The sequence below is a fragment of the Enterococcus sp. LJL51 genome (genome assembly GCF_054871795.1).
Map to the genome: position 1 here is coordinate 1 of NZ_JBTXLW010000010.1, position 13,995 is coordinate 13,995.

Below are 13,995 nucleotides of genomic sequence, written 5' to 3' on the forward strand. Positions count from 1 at the left end.
AAAAGACACGCTGAGTATACGCATACAGAATAATTTTTAATAGCATCTTCGGGTGGTAGGCCGGTCGGCCTAATTGTTCTTCTAATTTATTAAAGAGTGTTTGCGGCATGGCTTCGACTAAGGCATTAACCGCAAAAGCGACATCCGTTTCAGGAATAAACTGTTCCAACTCTAATGGTAAAATCGTTTGATTAATGGTATAATCTTTAAACATAAAAGCACGCTCCTTTTGATTGGGTTTGGTCACTTTAATCTTACACGGTTGCGTGCTTTTTGTGTACCCTAAAATCAAAAAAGTAGGACAATAATCAGATTTTCTTCTGACTATTGTCCCACTCACTCTTTTAAGCACTCTATGAATGATAGCTCTCTCATTCTTTTTTCAATAATTTCTAAGTACCCAGCTTCTCACTTTGATGCTGAAAACCACCTGTGTTAAAGTTAAACTATCATAATTTGTAAAGGACGAGCCGAATGGAACCAACCAATCATCGACGAGCAACTAGAAAGCAGCGGAGAAAGCTTGACGAAAAGGGAAGTTTGAGAAAAAAGCTTCCTGCTTTGTTTCTTCTGGCAACGACTGTCTGTGCTGCCTGTATGGGATATTATCTATCACAGATAAAAAAACAAACTACTAATGCTCCATCAAAACAGGCCCAACCTGCCCAAACACCAGAGCAATTGTTAATGGAAAAGATTGCCGCAGAACAGAAGCAGCTTGGAAATGTCGAAAATAGCAGAAAAAAACTAACTAGTCATATTCAACAGTTAATGTATCTTCCTGAAGTTTTTGATTCATCTGATTCTCAACAAGCACTCTCTGCTTTATTATCAGAAGCTGCTGAACAAATAGATAATTCGGTAGATACAAAGCTGGTTGGCTATCTAACTACAAGCAGCTCTTTTGGAAAAATTCTTGTTGCCACTCCAACAGTGACTACCTATCAGAGGAAGGGAGACATATGGACAAGCAGTTCTGTTCTTTCCGGGACAGCGGTCTACAAAAATAGGCTGACATTAAATACACCAACTTTGTCTGAGCTTTTTCAAAATCCAGATGATTTATCTGCTGTTCAGCTGGTTATCAAGCAAAAACTACTTGAAACTGTCTCAGATAGTTCGGAAATGATTGATCAAATTCTGAGCTTTCCACAGGTCTCAATAGAACAACAGCTTATTGCTTATTCTCCTCAGGAAATTACTATTTCTCTGCCTGAAAATAGTTTAGATGTGAGTGAACTGACAATTCCATTAGTCGAAATCCTGCCGTTTGTTGATTCAGATTTTGTCGATCCCAACATTATTCACGCCCAAGCTATTAAACCTTTGGAGCCGAATAAAAAATATATCGCTTTGACCTTTGATGATGGGCCAAATCCGATAACTACACCTCGGTTACTGGATATTCTAAAAGAAAAACAAGTAGTAGCTTCCTTCTTCTTACTGGGACAAAATGCTGCAAAGCAGCCGGATTTAGTTCACAGAATGAGTTTAGAAGGCCATGAGGTTGCCAGCCATTCCTATTCTCATCCTAAATTGACAGGATTAACTCCTGATGCTATTCGTGCTGAAATTTATGCTGCAGATGAAGCAATTTACGAAGCAACAGGGAAGCTTCCCCGAAGTTTCCGTCCGCCCTATGGCGCTGTAAATAAACAGGCTGCCGAAATTATCAATCGGCCAATCGTTCAATGGTCGGTCGATTCAGAGGATTGGAAAAGTAAAAATCAAGATAAAATCGTGAAGCGAATAAAGGAAACCAGCTTCGACCGTTCAATTATTCTTATGCACGATATCTATGAAGAAACTGTGGATGCTGTTCCTGAGGTCATTGATGAGCTGCGGGCAGAGGGCTATGAAATCATTCCTGTCAGCAGACTGTTGCCGCCGAAAAGACTTCCTGTTCATATGTATTTTGGCAATAAAGATGAAGCCGTTACTCAATAAACAACGGTTCAAAAGCCACATCTTAGCAAACAAACCGGACGATTTTGAAAATGGCTCCATGCATTTTCAAAATCGTCCGGTTTGTTTCTTAAAGCAAAACCTTTTTAGCTCTGCCTTTTTCTCTTACTTTATTGTTCTACAGAGTAGTTTGGTGCTTCTTTTGTAATTTGCACATCATGAGGGTGAGATTCTTTTAATCCGCTGCCGCTCATTTGAATAAATTGCGCTTCATCACGAAGCTGTTTCAGATTACCTGCACCTACGTAGCCCATACCGGATTTTAATCCGCCGATCATTTGGAAAATGATGTCTGCTACACTGCCTTTGTATGCTACACGGCCTTCGATTCCTTCCGGCACTAACTTGTTGGCTTCATTTACACCGCCTTGAAAATAGCGGTCGCTTGAGCCTTTTTCCATAGCCCCGAGAGAACCCATGCCGCGGTATGTTTTGAATCTGCGGCCTTGATAGATTTCAAATTCTCCAGGAGATTCATCTGTCCCGGCAAGCATGCTTCCTAACATTGCTGCATGTCCGCCCGCAGCCAATGCTTTCACGATATCTCCAGAATATTTGATTCCTCCATCAGCAATAATAGCTTTACCGTATTCACGTGCTACAGAAGCCGCATCATATATAGCAGTCAACTGAGGCACACCAACACCGGCCACTACACGAGTCGTACAAATTGAGCCAGGCCCAATTCCTACCTTCACGACATCAACACCTACATCATATAATGCTCTGGCGCCTTCGCCGGTAGCGATATTTCCAGCAATCAACGTTGCTTCCGGAAATGTATCGCGGATTTCTTTAATTTTACGGATAACCCCAGCACTATGTCCATGCGCCGTATCGATGACAATCGCATCCGCTCCAGCTTCAAGCAATGCTGCTGCACGTTCAAAGGTGTCGCTTGTTACACCCACTGCTGCAGCCACAAGCAAACGGCCATGTTCATCTTTTGCCGCATTTGGAAACTCAATAACTTTTTCGATATCTTTAATAGTGATTAATCCACTTAACCGGCCTGCTTCATCAACAATCGGCAGTTTTTCAATTTTATGCTGCTGCAAAATCTTTTCTGCATCTTTTAGAGAAGTACCAACTGGGGCTGTTACTAAATTATCTTTAGTCATGACCTCTTCAATCTTGATTTCGTAATCTGTCACAAAACGCATATCACGGTTTGTAATGATTCCGACCAGCTTACGGTTTTCCATCGTTTCAACAATCGGTACGCCGCTGATCCGATATTTGCTCATCAATGCTTCTGCTTCAGCAACCGGGCTTGATGGAGTTAAGAAAAACGGATCCAGAATAACGCCGCTTTCAGAACGCTTAACCTTACGAACCTCATCCGCCTGCTGTGCAACGCTCATGTTTTTATGAATGACACCTAATCCACCCTGACGCGCCATTGCAATCGCCATCTTACTATCTGTCACTGTATCCATGCTTGCACTGATTAAAGGAATATTCAACTTGATATTTTTTGCCAGCTGCACACTCATATCCACTTCATTTGGTAGTACATGACTTTCCGCCGGAATCAGTAAAACATCATCAAATGTAAGTCCTTTTTTCGCAAATTTCGTTTCCCAGTTAGACATTGCCTAGACCACTCCTCTATTTAATTTTATTTATGAAAATAACAGATTCCGGAAGAGAAGTCAACCCGATTTCCTCGTTTATGAAATATTTCAGCAAATTTTTCATAACATTAGTTATTTCTCATTTTCCTATTATCTGTTTGAAAGAAACAGATGCCTTGTATCCTACAAAATAAGTTTATTATTTCTAAAATGAAAAATAAAGCAAGAAGCATCTGACACGAACAATCGCGTATCAAATGCTTCCCGCTTTTTAAGCTATTTAGTAAAACATTAGTTTTAGCTTTATTTACATCAGCGTGCAAGACTGCTCTGCATATTGTATCTCTTTTTCAAGAAATGTCTTGCTACTAACACCAAGGCACCGATGATAATCATTACAGTAGGGTCCAACACAGGGTTGATTGCCCGCGGCAGCAAAGCTGAACCTGCGAAGGCCAAAATCCATAGGAACATCGCTCCTACCATAATCGCACCTGACTTCAGGAAGCCTGGACGCTGTGATTTATCTGCACCCGGCCGGTCATACTGATAAACATATTTGTACATTAGATAAAGAACATAGCCCCCGATTGTTGCTCCGGCGATCAATGTAATCAGTCCGAGCTGCTGTGTATTCTTTTTGAAAAACATACTGGTCAGCGACATCATAATTGCCAATGCTCCCATCAGAAGCATTGCGTTATCCAGCCACATCAAAAGCGGTGTAGCCTCACTTTTTTTCGCTGGTTTACTTAAGATAGACTCTGTTCGTTCAGATACAGTGCCGAAAAGCTGACGCGCAGTCTTCCCGCTTTTCTGTTCCTCTACCATCACCGGCAGAATTTCATGCAAAGCCAAAGTTTGTTCCTGTTCTGAAAGATTCGCCGCATTTAAGGATTTTTTCAAATCAAAGATATACTGTTCATTTCTCTTTGTTAATTTTTGCTCTAACTCTCGATTCTCAGCGACAATTGCCTGCAGTTTTTCTGGTTCCATTTTACTGTATCCCCCTAATCAGCTAACGCAAAACAAACTTTACCCATATAAACCCTATCAACTAGTCTTACTTACTCGTTAGGATTTATGTCTATGTGATATTTTATCATAAATTCGATAAAGAAAAACCGTTTTCTTACAACTATATAAATCCTGTAAAATTTTTTAACAACGAAAAGCTGCCAGTTCAACTCGTATAGGTATATCTAGTCGAGCGGTAAACACTATTTCCATAAGAAATCTCTGAAGAAACTAGGCTATTTCTTTTGAACCACCAGAACTCATTGCCTCAATAAAAGCTAGTTTGAGCCAACAAAGGAATTGACCTCTTATCCCAAACCTTTTATGGAAATTATATAGATAAAATTAGACATTGAAACGGAAAAGCATGACATCCCCATCTTGAACAACATATTCTTTTCCTTCTAAACGGACACGACCAGCTTCTTTAGCGGCCTGCATATTTCCATACTTGCTTAAATCCTCATAAGAAACAGTTTCTGCCCGAATAAAGCCTCGTTCAAAGTCTGTATGGATAATTCCTGCGGCCTGTGGAGCTTTGATTCCTTTACGGAATGTCCACGCACGCACTTCCTGCTCTCCAGCAGTAAAATAGGTAGCCAAGCCTAATAAGTCGTATGCTGCCCGAATCAGCTGATCCAAACCAGAAACTTCTATTCCCAAGGCTTCTAAAAACTCGGCTTTATCTTCATCGTCCAACTCGGCTATCTCTTCTTCTGCACGGGCACAAACGACAATTACCTCTGCATTTTCATTCGCTGCAAAATTACGAACCTGCTGGACATACTTGTTGCCTTCAGAGTCGGCCACTTCATCTTCTGCAACATTTGCTACATACAAAATGGGCTTAGTCGTCAATAGAAATAGACTGCGTACGATTTTTAGCTCTTCTTCATCAAAATCGATTGTTCTGGCAGATAGTCCTTCTTCTAAGACTGGTTTAATTTTATCTAGAACAGCCAACTCTGCAACTGCAGCTTTGTCTTTTGTTTTAGCGATTTTCGCGATACGGGCATGACGTTTACTGACAGAATCCAAATCAGCCAGCACTAGTTCAAGATTGATTGTATCAATGTCGGCTAACGGGTCTACGCGGCCTTCTACGTGAGTGATGTTCTCATCATCAAAACAGCGGACAACGTGACAAATTGCATCAACTTGACGAATGTGACTTAAAAACTGATTTCCCAGGCCTTCACCTTTACTGGCACCTTTTACGATTCCGGCGATATCGGTAAACTCGAATGTTGTAGGAACAGTTTTCTTTGGTTTGACTAACTCAGTCAGGCGCTGCAGACGATCATCAGGAACTTCTACCATTCCAACGTTAGGATCGATTGTTGCAAACGGATAGTTTGCCGCTTCTGCTCCCGCCTTTGTAATTGCGTTAAAAAGAGTAGATTTCCCTACATTGGGCAAACCTACGATACCAGCTGTTAATGCCATTTTCTCACTCATCCTTTATATCTATTCTTTACTGTACTTTAATTCTCGGTAATTGATACAAACAGCTGCAGCAATTACTTTTATTATACTACCTATGCTTTCTTTTCCAGCACTTTTTTCATTTTCTTTTCAAAATCCCGCCTGCTCATCATGACAATATGCTGGCAGTTCATACACTTGATTTTGATATCTGCACCCATTCGAATAATCTCCCAACGGTTCGTCTGACAGGCATGAGGTTTTTTCATCTCTACAATATCACCTAAATCATACATCTCATAATGCCCCTTTCCAACAGTTTGATTCTTAATAAGCATACAGAATTGTTCATTTCTTTTAAAAATAAAAAAAGCAGACATGCTTACAATACCATTTTTTCTTCTAAGTGGCAAAATCTATTTTCTTATTTTTGATAAAATTTTAAGCTGGCGGCTGCTAATAGTCCAATTGTTTCAAGCGTAAAAGAACGGTTTCCTGACTAATCTTTTTAATATAGTAGAGACGAATAATTCTACGGCTGATTTCCTTATCCACTTCGTCTCCTTTTTCGAACAGGTCAAACAAGCGGTTAAACAGAGGCTCCAGAACAGAAGATGAACCACCACTGCCTAGATCACCCCCTAATCTTTCTGTATCACTCAACTGGCTCTTTTTCAATGTAATAATTTCAACGGCCAATTCCCCGGTAACTAAAATTTCATCTGTTTGTTTCCTAAGTGCATTCAACAAAGTGGTCCGGTCACTAACTTCGATTCTCTGCGCCTCGTACTGTAATACACCTTCCTGCTGCAGTGTCTGTGCATAAGCATACAATGCTAGTGCATTCTCTAATGAGCCCTTACGAAAATCTGCCTGACCATTTCTAAGCTTACCAATCATTTGCCGGGAAAGTCCCGTAGCTAAAGATATTTTGTAACTGCTGACTGTTGATGTCAGCAGCTGTTCAATCAACTGCGTTTCCAGCTTCATAATCTCGCTCCTTTTCTTTTGTATCCATTATAACGTAAAATACAAATTACGTAAAATACATTTTACTATTTTGATTTTAAAAAAATAAGCCCCGACACGAATCACTCTGAAGCATCCACCCAAAAGTTAGATTTTAGTCTAAGCTTTGGGTTAGGAGCGCTTCACTTCGCACAGAGCCTTATTTTCAGCATAATTTTATTCTTCATCAAACTGGATGCTTAATATATCCAATATTCTAGCTAAATCAGACTGGGAAAGATACTCAATTTCAATCTTTCCTTTTCCTTCCTTTTCCTGAATGACAACTGTTGTGCCAAATTTATCCATTAAACGGTCTTCACTTTCCCGAATATAGTATGGCTTTTCCTTAACCGCTTTTTTCGCTTGCTTTGCAGATTTTTTTCCTTCATTTTCATTTAGGTCGTTAACCATCTGCTCCAGCTGACGTACAGTTAAGCCTTCTTTTACAGCACGGTTTGCCAATGCTAGAATTTGCTTCTTATCTTTCAGACCGAGTAGCGTGCGGGCCTGTCCCATAGACAATGTTTCCTGCTGTACCAATTCTTTTACAAGCCCCGGCAATGTCAAAAGTCTCAGATAGTTAGCAATGTACGGCCGGCTTTTACCTAAACGCTCAGCTACTTCTACTTGCGTTAGTTTCAGGTTTTTCATCAGCATGTCATACGCTTCTGCTTCTTCCAGCGGATTTAAATCTTCCCGCTGCAGATTTTCCAGAACTGCAATCTGCATCATCGCTTCTTCGTCAAATTCACGGACAATTGCTGGAATGGTTTCTTTTTCCGCTAACTTAGAGGCTCTAAAGCGGCGCTCGCCTGCAATAATCTCGTAGCCCTTGACTGTTGATTTACGAACGATGATTGGCTGAAACACACCCGATTGTTTAATCGAATCAGCGAGCTCGCTTAGCGAGCTTTCATCAAATGTCTTTCTCGGCTGATAAGGATTCGGCCGCAGATCATTTAGGGAAATTTCAACAACTTCTTCTTTCTTTACATCCACTTCTTCTAAGCTGGCAAAATCTTGAAACAATGCATCAATTCCTCGGCCCAGGCCTTTTCCTTTACTCATTATTATTCAACACTTCCTTTGCTAAAGATAAGTAAACTTCTGCTCCCCGCGACTTCGCATCATAGTCAATAATTGATAAACCGTGACTCGGCGCTTCTGATAAACGAACATTTCTGGGAATAATCGTGTCATATACTTTTTCACGGAAATATTTACGTACTTCTTCGACAACTTCTGCTCCCAGATTTGTCCGGGCATCATACATGGTTAATAGGACGCCTTCAATCTTCAGTTCCGGATTAAAATGCTTCTGAACCAAACGAATGGTATTCAACAGCTGACTCAAGCCTTCCAGTGCGTAATATTCACATTGAACAGGAATCAAAATAGCATCGCTGGATGTAAATGCATTAATCGTTAAGTGCCCCAATGACGGTGGACAATCAATTAAAATGTAATCATAGTCTGCTTTAATTTCCTCTAATGCCGTCTTCAGTCTGGATTCTCTAGCCATCATTGAAGTCAATTCTATCTCTGCACCAGCCAGCTGAATGGTCGCAGGAACAATATCCAAATTTTCTCTGGTTGTCTTCAAGATCACGTTGTTCAACGGCTCATCGTTTACCAACACGTCATAAATATCATGAGCAACATCTGGTTTTCTAACACCTAAACCACTAGTTGCATTTCCCTGTGCATCAATATCAACTAACAAAACCCTTTTTCCGTAGTAAGCAAGACAAGCACCCAGATTGACCGTAGTAGTTGTTTTCCCTACTCCTCCTTTTTGGTTCGCTACAGAAATAATTCGTACCATGTATTCTGTTCCTCCATCTTATTTGATTGGCTGTTTATTTGGTAATCCTGGTTTTCTAGGATATTTATTCGGCGTTTCCTTTTTCTTCTGAATAACGACAATATGACGTTCATCCTGAGTAACAGGCAATTCAAAAGAACGTTCTGCTTCGATTCGACCGCCTAAAAGAGCAATGGCTTTCTTCGCTTCCTGTACTTCCTCATCGCTTTTTGATGCCTTTAATGCTAGAAAATACCCGTCTTTTTTGACTAAGGGCAGACAAAGCTCAGCTAGAACATTTAAGCGAGCGACAGCACGAGCTGTTACGAAGTCAAACGACCCTCTAATTCCATTTAGTCTGCCAAAGGTCTCTGCACGGTCATGGTATAGAGACACGCCATCCAGTTCAAGCTCCTTTGTTAGATGCGTCAGAAATTTAATCCGTTTATTCAATGAATCGACAATTGTAACGTCTAAATCCGGAAAGACGATTTTCAAAGGAATACTTGGAAAACCCGCACCAGAACCAACATCGCAAATTTTTCTGCCAGACGAAAAGTCTTCGAAAAAAGCCAGCGAGACAGAGTCGTAAAAATGCTTCAAATACACTTCTTTTTCTTCTGTAATTGCCGTCAGATTCATCTTGCCGTTCCATTCGGTCAATAGCTGATGGTAACTGGCGAATTGAGCCATCTGTTTATCTGATAATACAATTCCTTTTTCTTCTAACAACTGTTTAAATTCTTCTGGTGTCATATTTTTCCTTCCTAGCGTGAAACACAAAAATGTTTCACAATTTTCTTTCTTTACTTTAACGTAAATAACTGTTTCATGCAATGGTTTTGACGACTTTTATCCCCATTCTTAATTTGCTCTGATAATGGATTAAAAACAAAGGAGGGTAGACTGGGATGAATAGAAAAATACCTTGTAAGTTACATGAAAATAATGATAGAATGAAATATATTATAAAAAGGGAGTTAAAAAAATTATGGCTAAAATCAATCAAAAGCCTGGACAGGTTTCTTTTTTCCAGGCAATCAAGGATTTCTTTGTGGGCTATGTGGACTTTAAAGGACGCACAACTCGCGCAGGTTATTGGTGGGTGACACTTATCTTATCTATTGGAGGGTTATTGGCAGGTTTTGCGATTATCGGAAAGGTTTTTTCACTAATATTCGAAATAGCAGATATGTATGATTATAATGGCTACATGTATGAAGATGAGGCCGGACGACTAGTTGCTCGTTTTCTAACAGACTATTTAGGACTTTTCATTTTATTGTTCATCATAAGCTTAGCACTATTTTTACCTTCACTTGCAATTGCAGTCAGAAGATATAGAGATGCTGGATTACGCGGAAGGGGTACTCTTACGCTATACATCACTTCAGTCGTGATTGGTCTTCTTGGTGTTGGTAATTATTCTGCTTTCTTGGCATTGATTTCTTCAGCAATTTCAATCTTCTTCTTTGTATTAACACTGCTGCCGACTGATTCTCTGGTCGTAACGAGTCAAAATAGTGTAATGCTGTTCTTCTTCCGAACAAAGAACGAAGAGCCCAAAGAAGATGAATGGCTGGATTATTAACAGAAACAATTAGTTATCGGTTAATCCCTATTCTATAAAGCTCTAGTTTTTTTAGAGCTTATCCATTGAAACAAATATACCTGAAGGAAGACGGCGCAGCCATTTTTCTTCAGGTATATTTTATTGTTTATTATCAATGAATCGTGTATGGACTGATATCAGCTGCTATTAGCTTTTCAGCGTCATATCAACATGGGGGATATCGTCTTCCAAATAAACCTCTGAGCAAACCTCAAAACCAAAGTTTTGGTAAAACCCAATAGCGTATTCCTGTGCCCCAAGAGAAACTGATTTCTGCGGAAATAATTGTTGAACTTCCTTTAGGGCCTCGGTCATCAGCTTTTCACCGTATCCCTGGCCTCGATATTTTTTCGGTGTCAGCACTCTGCCGATTTGAATCCCTTCGGCAGTTTCAATGATTCGAGCATAACCAGCTATTTCTCCCGCCTGTTCCAACCAAATATGCCATGCCTCAGCATCCAGCTCGTCGACTTCCTGATATGGGCACTGCTGCTCCACTACGAATACTGCGATTCGGGCAGCCATAATCTCCAGCAATTCCGTTGTTGTTAATGCTTCAAGCTGTTTTATTTTATACGCCATTTTCCTTCCTCCATCTATAAGTTATTTATTATTCCACATTAAACTTCTCTATCCTGCGCTGATTACAGTCTATCTCATATAAATAGGGAATACTGTACACATAGACAATATCATAACGTAGCTTCTCCTGTACGGATGATAAATGCTTCAGTAAGCTAACAATATAGGATTCATCCTCCCAAAAAACGAAAATGAATAGATTGTTTTCCGTGTATAAGGTGTAGTTGCCATTCTGAAGCTTTTTCAATTTATTGTCGTAGGCTTCGGTTAAATTGAATAGGCTACCCCAATTTGCTAAGGAAATGCCTACCATTTTTTTTGATCCATCTGGAAGCTGCAGCTTCATTCGCAGAACATCTGTGCCATATTCTGCTTTTAATCTAATTAGCAGATCCTGTTCGCTTTCATCTGCAGAATAGCTCTTACCTAATGCATGAAGGACGCCTTCCTTTAACGACTGTGTTACCTCCACGCCAATGCTTTGAGAAGGATTTTGAATGTCAGGCTTATCCAGAACAAGCGCCTGCTCATATTTTTCAGGAAAAACTGCTTGTAAAATCTCTAATGCTCTTCGTTCATCCGGACGTTCCATGTTACTTAATTCCCCCTCCATTTATTTCTTATTATATACCATATCAGCGGTTACTAGGTAGAAGCTTCTGCAATAAAACTACGGTCTTCTTATAAAAAAAATCAAAAGTCTCTTGAAAAAAATCATACTGTGTTATACACTGTACTGTGTGAGGTGCATTATGAATATAGATGATTGGAAATCTCAGGTCAAAAGAGGAACTTTAGAGCTTTGTATACTTTCGCTGCTTTCAAAAAAAGATTTTTACGGCTACGAACTAATTGAAGTTCTCGGGAGCTGGAGTATCGTTTCTGCTAATGAGAATACGATGTATCCTTTACTGCGACGACTTACAAAAGAAGGCTATTTAGAAAGCTATTGGCAGGAAAATAATGATTTACCAAAAAGAAAATATTACCATATTACTGATTTGGGGATTCGTTATTTAACCGAAATGACCGTTTTATGGAAAACCCTAACAAAATCAGTCAACGATATTCAGAACTATAAGGAGGAATTTTAATGAATGAAAAAGCGACCCATTATCTTCAGCAGCTAAACCGATATCTCGGTCGGCTGCAGGATCAAGAGAGAGTGGATATACTAGAAGAAGTGGAAAGTCATATTTTTGAATCTGCTAACAATGGTACTGATATTGATGCTATCCTAGAGACCTTAGGAAACCCTAAAGAGCTAGCCAGCTCATATATCAATGAATCTGTATTAAAAAATGGCTCCTTTAATTTGAATAACCTGATGAAGCTGGTAAAATTCTATTTTATTACTGGATTTTCCGGCATGTTTATCATCCCTTGTATTGCGATTACCTCAGCTGTTTTTTATCTTTGCTCCTTCGTTTTGCCATTAGCTGTAGTCATCAAAATAGTCGCACAATTTTTCGGCTACTCGCTGCCAATCGCTGTTTTAAATTTCGGCTTCTGGCAGGCGCCAGACTTTATCGCTTTGCCAATCTGCCTTATCGTAAGCGTGCTGCTGTATATTAGCAGCAAAAAAATGTGGCAATGGCTAAAAGACTATCTCTTTTCTGTTTCAGCAGCACACCGCAAAATTAAAAATCTGAGCTAACGCTAAAAAAACGCATTGAAATCCATGGATTTCAATGCGCTTTTTAATTTGCTTAACAGAGCTTGACGTAGGACCTTTATCGTAACATTAAGCATATAGAATGAAACTAATATTCGGACAATGATTGATGGTTACCTTCTGTAGGTCTGACTTGATTATTTATAAAAAGTGAGTGAGACACAACTCGTTGAGTCATATCCCACTCACATGGAATCCGTATAAACGGTGGGCGCAGTAGCACATACCAGCATTTAACTGCGACGAGTAATCGCAGTAATTAAACACTTCTGTCCCATCCTATTTATTTTTAACGGTTTTTGGTTTCAAATAATGGGCTGACAGGTTTATTTTCATGGATACGTTTAATTGCATCCCCAATCAGTTCCCCTACACTGACTTCATCAATTTTATCGATTTTGCGGTCCTCTGACAAATAGATGGAGTCTGTTACTACTAATCGTTTAATTGCAGATTCTTCAATACGCTCTAACGCTGGTCCAGACAAAACAGGGTGTGTACACGATGCATACACTTCCTTCGCTCCGGCTTCCTGCAACGCATTAGCTGCTAGGGAAATTGTCCCCGCTGTATCAATCATATCATCAATCAAAACACAGATTTTTCCTTCTACTTGACCGATAATATTCATCACTTCAGCTACATTGGCTTTAGGACGGCGTTTGTCTATGATGGCGATTGGCGATTTCAAGTACTCTGCCAATTTACGGGCCCGAGTTACCCCACCGTGGTCTGGGGAAACTACTACTACATCATCCCCTTTGATTCCTTTTTCCATAAAGTAATCAGCAATCAATGGCGCACCCATCAAATGATCCACTGGGATATCAAAGAATCCCTGAATCTGTACTGCATGTAAATCTAATGTCAACATTCTTGTGACCCCTGCTTTTTCGAGCATGTTTGCAACCAGCTTCGCAGTAATCGGCTCCCGAGCACGTGCTTTACGGTCTTGACGGGCATACCCATAATAAGGCATCACTACATTAATTGTTTTAGCACTTGCGCGTTTCAGTGCATCTACCATAATAAGTAGCTCCATCAGGTTATCATTAACCGGGCTGCTTGTTGATTGAATCAGGTACACGTGAGATCCACGGATACTCTCTTCAATATTGATTTGAATTTCTCCGTCACTGAACTGACTGACAGATGACTTTCCTAATTCCACACCTACTGCTTTCGCAATTTTCTCCGCCAACGGACGATTTGAATTAAGAGCAAAAATTTTCAATCTTGGATCAAAATAATGTTTTGACATTTGGACCTCCACTTTCTATTACTAAACAATAGTTTCCTTTTAAATAGTAGTCACTTTTCGCAAATA

16 protein-coding genes are annotated in these 13,995 nt (G+C 39.9%); 4 read left to right on the forward strand and 12 right to left on the reverse strand.

The annotated features are described in order from the left end of the window. On the reverse strand, nt 1-214 hold a 214-nt coding region (locus ACYSNQ_RS10170; protein WP_461731384.1), incomplete at its 3' end, for a transposase. A gap of 260 nt (nt 215-474) precedes the next feature. Between ACYSNQ_RS10170 and ACYSNQ_RS10175 the strand changes: the two genes are divergently transcribed. Continuing rightward, complete coding sequence (locus ACYSNQ_RS10175) at nt 475-1,947, forward strand: polysaccharide deacetylase family protein (protein ID WP_426083023.1); 1,473 nt, start codon at nt 475-477, stop codon at nt 1,945-1,947. A gap of 128 nt (nt 1,948-2,075) precedes the next feature. Here ACYSNQ_RS10175 and guaB read toward each other — a convergent pair whose 3' ends face one another. The 8 genes from guaB to rsmG all read right to left on the reverse strand — a co-directional run bounded on the left by guaB (nt 2,076) and on the right by rsmG (nt 9,555). Next, complete coding sequence (gene guaB / locus ACYSNQ_RS10180) at nt 2,076-3,560, reverse strand: IMP dehydrogenase (protein ID WP_426083025.1); 1,485 nt, start codon at nt 3,558-3,560, stop codon at nt 2,076-2,078. 294 nt (nt 3,561-3,854) lie between these two features. Next, on the reverse strand, nt 3,855-4,538 hold the full coding sequence (locus tag ACYSNQ_RS10185; protein ID WP_426083027.1) for a DUF1129 domain-containing protein: 684 nt from the start codon (nt 4,536-4,538) through the stop codon (nt 3,855-3,857). Between the two features lie 366 nt (nt 4,539-4,904). Then, nucleotides 4,905-6,005, reverse strand: coding sequence for a redox-regulated ATPase YchF (ychF, locus tag ACYSNQ_RS10190; protein ID WP_426083029.1), 1,101 nt, complete (start codon nt 6,003-6,005; stop codon nt 4,905-4,907). Between the two features lie 92 nt (nt 6,006-6,097). Next, a complete protein-coding gene (locus tag ACYSNQ_RS10195) occupies nt 6,098-6,280 on the reverse strand; it encodes a DUF951 domain-containing protein (RefSeq protein WP_426083250.1) in 183 nt (60 codons plus the stop codon). A 160-nt stretch (nt 6,281-6,440) separates the two neighbouring features. After that, nucleotides 6,441-6,974: a hypothetical protein gene (locus tag ACYSNQ_RS10200; RefSeq protein ID WP_426083031.1), complete on the reverse strand. Its 534-nt coding sequence runs from the start codon at nt 6,972-6,974 to the stop codon at nt 6,441-6,443. 195 nt (nt 6,975-7,169) lie between these two features. Further along, nucleotides 7,170-8,063, reverse strand: a complete 894-nt coding sequence (locus tag ACYSNQ_RS10205) for a ParB/RepB/Spo0J family partition protein (RefSeq protein ID WP_426083032.1) — start codon at nt 8,061-8,063, stop codon at nt 7,170-7,172. After that, on the reverse strand, nt 8,056-8,820 hold the full coding sequence (locus ACYSNQ_RS10210; protein ID WP_426083034.1) for a ParA family protein: 765 nt from the start codon (nt 8,818-8,820) through the stop codon (nt 8,056-8,058). Before ACYSNQ_RS10210 ends, ACYSNQ_RS10205 begins: the two co-directional genes overlap by 8 nt. A gap of 18 nt (nt 8,821-8,838) precedes the next feature. Further along, nucleotides 8,839-9,555 (reverse strand): 16S rRNA (guanine(527)-N(7))-methyltransferase RsmG, encoded by a 717-nt coding sequence (rsmG, locus tag ACYSNQ_RS10215; RefSeq protein ID WP_426083035.1) that lies wholly within the window; start codon nt 9,553-9,555, stop codon nt 8,839-8,841. Nucleotides 9,556-9,790: 235 nt separating this feature from the next. On the opposite strand from rsmG, the gene ACYSNQ_RS10220 reads away from it, so the two are divergent. Next, on the forward strand, nt 9,791-10,390 hold the full coding sequence (locus ACYSNQ_RS10220) for a DUF805 domain-containing protein (RefSeq protein WP_426083036.1): 600 nt from the start codon (nt 9,791-9,793) through the stop codon (nt 10,388-10,390). A 168-nt stretch (nt 10,391-10,558) separates the two neighbouring features. On the opposite strand, the gene ACYSNQ_RS10225 is transcribed toward ACYSNQ_RS10220, so the two are convergent. Both ACYSNQ_RS10225 and ACYSNQ_RS10230 read right to left on the reverse strand, forming a co-directional pair. After that, nucleotides 10,559-10,993 carry a GNAT family N-acetyltransferase gene (locus ACYSNQ_RS10225; RefSeq protein WP_426083038.1) on the reverse strand — a complete coding sequence of 145 codons (435 nt, stop codon included), beginning with the start codon at nt 10,991-10,993 and terminating at the stop codon, nt 10,559-10,561. Between the two features lie 28 nt (nt 10,994-11,021). Continuing rightward, nucleotides 11,022-11,585: a hypothetical protein gene (locus tag ACYSNQ_RS10230; RefSeq protein WP_426083040.1), complete on the reverse strand. Its 564-nt coding sequence runs from the start codon at nt 11,583-11,585 to the stop codon at nt 11,022-11,024. A gap of 160 nt (nt 11,586-11,745) precedes the next feature. Here ACYSNQ_RS10230 and ACYSNQ_RS10235 point away from each other — a divergent pair, with 160 nt between their 5' ends. Next, entirely contained in the window at nt 11,746-12,087 is a 342-nt protein-coding gene (locus ACYSNQ_RS10235) for a PadR family transcriptional regulator (protein WP_426083042.1), read from the forward strand. Beyond that, the gene (locus tag ACYSNQ_RS10240; RefSeq protein WP_426083044.1) at nt 12,087-12,650 is read left to right on the forward strand and encodes a DUF1700 domain-containing protein; all 564 of its coding nucleotides are present in this window, start codon (nt 12,087-12,089) and stop codon (nt 12,648-12,650) included. The genes ACYSNQ_RS10235 and ACYSNQ_RS10240 overlap by 1 nt, the downstream gene beginning before the upstream one ends. 307 nt (nt 12,651-12,957) lie before the next feature. On the opposite strand, the gene ACYSNQ_RS10245 is transcribed toward ACYSNQ_RS10240, so the two are convergent. Continuing rightward, nucleotides 12,958-13,929: a ribose-phosphate diphosphokinase gene (locus tag ACYSNQ_RS10245; RefSeq protein ID WP_426083046.1), complete on the reverse strand. Its 972-nt coding sequence runs from the start codon at nt 13,927-13,929 to the stop codon at nt 12,958-12,960. Nucleotides 13,930-13,995 lie beyond the last annotated feature (66 nt).

What these genes read in the sequence shown, in the direction of transcription:
- ACYSNQ_RS10235 (WP_426083042.1), top strand. Translation starts at nt 11,746, where the DNA reads ATGAATATAGATGATTGGAAATCTCAGGTCAAAAGAGGAACTTTAGAG.
- ACYSNQ_RS10220 (WP_426083036.1), top strand. Translation starts at nt 9,791, where the DNA reads ATGGCTAAAATCAATCAAAAGCCTGGACAGGTTTCTTTTTTCCAGGCA.
- ACYSNQ_RS10185 (WP_426083027.1), bottom strand. Translation starts at nt 4,538, where the DNA reads ATGGAACCAGAAAAACTGCAGGCAATTGTCGCTGAGAATCGAGAGTTA.
- ACYSNQ_RS10175 (WP_426083023.1), top strand. Translation starts at nt 475, where the DNA reads ATGGAACCAACCAATCATCGACGAGCAACTAGAAAGCAGCGGAGAAAG.
- ACYSNQ_RS10200 (WP_426083031.1), bottom strand. Translation starts at nt 6,974, where the DNA reads ATGAAGCTGGAAACGCAGTTGATTGAACAGCTGCTGACATCAACAGTC.
- ychF (WP_426083029.1), bottom strand. Translation starts at nt 6,005, where the DNA reads ATGGCATTAACAGCTGGTATCGTAGGTTTGCCCAATGTAGGGAAATCT.
- ACYSNQ_RS10205 (WP_426083032.1), bottom strand. Translation starts at nt 8,063, where the DNA reads ATGAGTAAAGGAAAAGGCCTGGGCCGAGGAATTGATGCATTGTTTCAA.
- ACYSNQ_RS10230 (WP_426083040.1), bottom strand. Translation starts at nt 11,585, where the DNA reads ATGGAACGTCCGGATGAACGAAGAGCATTAGAGATTTTACAAGCAGTT.
- rsmG (WP_426083035.1), bottom strand. Translation starts at nt 9,555, where the DNA reads ATGACACCAGAAGAATTTAAACAGTTGTTAGAAGAAAAAGGAATTGTA.
- ACYSNQ_RS10195 (WP_426083250.1), bottom strand. Translation starts at nt 6,280, where the DNA reads ATGTATGATTTAGGTGATATTGTAGAGATGAAAAAACCTCATGCCTGT.
- ACYSNQ_RS10240 (WP_426083044.1), top strand. Translation starts at nt 12,087, where the DNA reads ATGAATGAAAAAGCGACCCATTATCTTCAGCAGCTAAACCGATATCTC.
- ACYSNQ_RS10225 (WP_426083038.1), bottom strand. Translation starts at nt 10,993, where the DNA reads ATGGCGTATAAAATAAAACAGCTTGAAGCATTAACAACAACGGAATTG.
- ACYSNQ_RS10210 (WP_426083034.1), bottom strand. Translation starts at nt 8,820, where the DNA reads ATGGTACGAATTATTTCTGTAGCGAACCAAAAAGGAGGAGTAGGGAAA.
- ACYSNQ_RS10245 (WP_426083046.1), bottom strand. Translation starts at nt 13,929, where the DNA reads ATGTCAAAACATTATTTTGATCCAAGATTGAAAATTTTTGCTCTTAAT.
- guaB (WP_426083025.1), bottom strand. Translation starts at nt 3,560, where the DNA reads ATGTCTAACTGGGAAACGAAATTTGCGAAAAAAGGACTTACATTTGAT.